Raw genomic sequence first — 3,867 nt, 5'->3', positions numbered from 1 at the left:
ATACGGCGAGTACCGCGAGCTCGAATTCGACGAGGAGCTGTACTCCGTCGGAGCCGGCTCCAACCCGGAATGGGATCAGCCGTTGCTGCGGATGGTCTACACCTCGTTCATCACCCCCGGCCAGGTCTACGACCTCGACATCGCCAGTGGTGAACTGCTGCTCCGTAAATCGCAGCCGGTTCTGGGCAAGTTCGATGCCGGTGACTACGTTCAGCACCGCGAATGGGCCACTGCGCCGGACGGCACGCAGATTCCGCTGTCGGTCATCGCACGCAAGGATGTGCCCGACGGCCCCGCGCCGACGCTGCTCTACGGCTACGGATCGTACGAGGCCTCGATGGATCCGTCGTTCTCCGTCGCCCGGCTCTCGCTGCTGGACCGCGGCATCGTCTTCGTCGTCGCCCACGTACGCGGCGGCGGTGAGATGGGCAGGCACTGGTACGACAACGGCAAGACGCTGAAGAAGAAGAACACCTTCACCGACTTCATCGCTGCCGCACAGCATCTCATCGACACCGGACGCACCTCGCCGAAGCATCTCGTCGCCGACGGCGGCAGCGCGGGCGGATTGCTGATGGGTGCGGTGGCCAACCTCGCGCCGGAGCTGTTCAACGGCATTCTCGCCAACGTTCCGTTCGTCGATCCGCTCACCTCCATCCTCGATCCGTCGCTGCCGCTGACAGTCATCGAATGGGACGAATGGGGAAACCCGTTGGCCAGCAAGGAGGTGTACGACTACATGAAGTCGTACAGCCCCTACGAGAACGTCGAGGCCAAGGACTACCCGTCGATCCTGGCCATCACGTCCATCAACGACACCCGCGTTCTGTACGTCGAGCCCGCGAAATGGGTTGCCGCCCTGCGAGCAACGAAGACGGGTGACTCCGACCTGCTGCTCAAGACCGAAATGAGCGCCGGCCACGGCGGGGTGAGCGGACGATACGAGAAATGGAAAGAAGCGGCCTTCGAGTACGCGTGGATCGTGAGCGCCTCCGGCGCACGTGCATAGAAACTCGTAGCCTGCTACGAGTTTCCGCTCACATGCGGCGCTAGCCGCTCTAACGCCACACGTAACGGACCTGAGGTCGCCCGGCTCTGCCGTATTCGGTGTGCCGGGTGACCAGGCCGTCGTCGGCGAGGCGCTCGAGGTACCGCCACGCGGTCACGCGGGACACTCCGACGACCTTGGCGGCCTCGGATGCGTTGAGTCCGTCAGCGGCTTCTCTGACGCTGGCGGTGATGCCGTCCATGGTTTGTGGAGCAATGCCTTTGGGCGTCGACACGCGTTCGTCGGCTGTTCGTAGATGTGCCATGGCGCGGTCGATGTCGCGTTGACTCGACGCGTTCTCGCCGGCAGGCAACGCGGCATGGAATTCGCGATAGCGCTCGAGCTTGTCGCGGAACGCGGCGAACGTGAACGGCTTGAGCAGATACAGCACGATGCCGTGTGCCACCGCCGAACGCACCACCGACAGATCCCGCTCGGAGGTGATGGCGATGACGTCGGGACTCGGCCGCAGGCCACCGAGCGCGGCCGCGACGTCGATGCCGCTCGCATCGGGCAGCCCGATGTCGAGCAACACCAGATCGACGGCCTCGGTACTGGCGAAGCGCATGGCCGAAGCGCCGGTGTGCACCACCCCGGCCACCTCGAAGCCCGGGGTGCGCTCGACGTACGTCTTGTGGGCCTCGGCGATCAAGGGTTCGTCGTCGACGATCAGTACCCGGATCACGATGTCGAGCCCGGGATGGTGGCAACCATGACAGATCCGTACGTCACTTCCGACGTCAGAGTGCCCCGATGGCGGTTGATGACCTGGGCCACCAGCGCCAGCCCCAGACCGCGTGAGCCGGACTTGGTCGAGTAGCCGCGCCGCAGAGCAGCTTTCAGCGTCTCGGGCGGCATTCCGGGACCACTGTCGGCAACGCGTACGACGAGTTCGGCGTCGGCGTCACGGACGGTCACTTCGACCCACGGCTGATCGGATTCTTTCGAGGCATCGATGGCATTGTCTATCAGATTGCCTACCAGCGTGACCAATTCGCGGGCCGTCAGCACTCCTTCGTCCTCCATCGCCGTGTCGTCGGTGATGGTGAGCTCCACACCCTGCTCGGCAGCTTGACTGACCTTGCCCAACAGCAGCGCCGCGAGTGCAGGCTCGCCGACGGAGTTCATCAGGCGGTCGATCAGCGTCTGCGAGAGTTCGAGATCGGCGGTGGCGAACTCGACGGCCTCCTGCGGCCGGCCGAGCTCGACCATGGTGATGACGGTGTGCAGCCTGTTCGCCGACTCGTGCGCCTGCGAACGCAGCGACTCCGCAAAACTGCGCACCGAGTCCAATTCACCCATCAACGAACGCAATTCGGTCTGATCGCGGATGGTCAGCACATTGCCCAGGCGTCGGCCCTCCCACATCACCGGATCCTGATTGACGACGAGCACCCGATCCTTCGTCAGATGCAACTCACCGCGCACGATGCCGGTGTCCATCTGCTGCATCGACTCCGGCAGCGACGCGAGCGAGACCGGGCCCTCCGGCAGATCGAGCAGGCGTCGGGCCTCGTCGTTGACCAACTCCGCCTCGTCGCTGCGGCCGAACACCAACAAGCCTTCACCGATCGAGTGCAGGACGGCATCGTGATGCTCGTACATCGTGCGCAGTTCCGCCGGTGCCATCCCCAGTGTCTGACGCCGAAGCCGGCGGCTGAGTAGCGTCGATCCCGCTGCGGCGACGACGAACGCAGCGAGCACGACCCCGATGATCAGCGGGAGTCCCTGGAAGAACTGATCACTGATCTTCTGACGGGTGACGCCGGCGGAAACGAGGCCGACGATCTCACCTTCAGTATCTGTGACCGGGGTGACCGAACGGATCGACGGCCCGAGAGAACCGACGTAGGTCTCGGTGAACGTCTCACCTTGTAGCGCGCGATCGATGTTGCCGCTGAACGGTTTACCGATCAGGTCGACGGTGGTGTGCGTGAATCGCGTGCGATCCGGGGCCATGACGACGATGAAGTCGACCCCGGTGACCTGACGGATCTTCTCGGTTTCCGGCTGCAGACGTGACGTCGGGTTTTCGGATTCGATCGCAATGGGCGTCGACGGCTCGTTGGCGATGCTGACCGCGATCGCCGTGACTTCGCGTCGGGTCGCGTCGTCGCTGTTGGACCGTTCGTTGAGCACCGTCAGGATGCCGCCGGCGAACACGACGACCCCGATGACGACGAGCTGCAACACCAACACCTGGCCGGCGACGCTCAGCGGACGTTTGGTGGACAACGGATTCCTTTCGCGCAAGAACAGTCGGTGTGAACGAAATGAACGTATAGGTGACTCCTGTCACCTCGTGCAGCAACATCATCTCTCAGCAGGGGTGATGCACCTCACTCCACTCCCCGTAGTCACGAAGTCCGCAGTTCGACTCGCGCTTCATTTGAACCAGAAGGAAGACTCATGACAACCATCGATGCCGAGCGGTTCGACAATCCGCCAGCCGAGCCCAAGAAGAAGCGCGACAAGACTCACTGGCTCTACATCGCCGTGATCATCGCGGTGATCGCCGGCGTCATCGTAGGACTGACCGCCAAGGACTTCGCCGTCGAGCTCGCGGTCCTCGGCACGCTCTTCGTCAGCCTGATCAAGATGATGATCAGCCCGGTCATCTTCTGCACCATCGTCCTCGGTATCGGATCGGTCCGCGCCGCAGCCAGTGTCGGCCGCGTCGGTGGCCTTGCCCTGGCGTACTTCATCACGATGTCGACCATTGCACTCGGTATCGGCATGGTCGTCGGAAACCTCATTCAGCCCGGCGAGGGACTCAACATCGTTCCCGGCGGCGGCGATGAGTACGCCGAAACCGCAGA

At 63.5% G+C, this 3,867-nt stretch carries 4 protein-coding genes; 2 read left to right on the top strand and 2 right to left on the bottom strand.

Annotation, left to right across the window (positions count from 1 at the left end):
- A partial coding sequence (locus A2J02_RS10480; protein WP_156516181.1) for a prolyl oligopeptidase family serine peptidase occupies positions 1-1,009 on the top strand: 1,009 nt, incomplete at its 5' end.
- A 49-nt stretch (positions 1,010-1,058) separates the two neighbouring features.
- On the opposite strand, the gene A2J02_RS10475 is transcribed toward A2J02_RS10480, so the two are convergent.
- Positions 1,059-1,733, bottom strand: coding sequence for a response regulator (locus A2J02_RS10475; protein WP_068049855.1), 675 nt, complete (start codon positions 1,731-1,733; stop codon positions 1,059-1,061).
- A complete protein-coding gene (locus tag A2J02_RS10470; protein WP_231893851.1) occupies positions 1,730-3,283 on the bottom strand; it encodes a sensor histidine kinase in 1,554 nt (517 codons plus the stop codon). Before A2J02_RS10470 ends, A2J02_RS10475 begins: the two co-directional genes overlap by 4 nt.
- A 174-nt stretch (positions 3,284-3,457) precedes the next feature.
- Here A2J02_RS10470 and A2J02_RS10465 point away from each other — a divergent pair.
- Positions 3,458-3,867: cation:dicarboxylate symporter family transporter (locus tag A2J02_RS10465; RefSeq protein ID WP_156516180.1), on the top strand; the 410-nt coding region annotated here is incomplete at its 3' end.

The organism is Rhodococcus sp. EPR-147 (assembly GCF_001647185.1).
Lineage (GTDB): Bacteria > Actinomycetota > Actinomycetes > Mycobacteriales > Mycobacteriaceae > Rhodococcoides.
The sequence above is the reverse complement of the archived record's forward strand: the minus strand, read 5'-3'. Positions and strand labels throughout refer to the sequence as shown.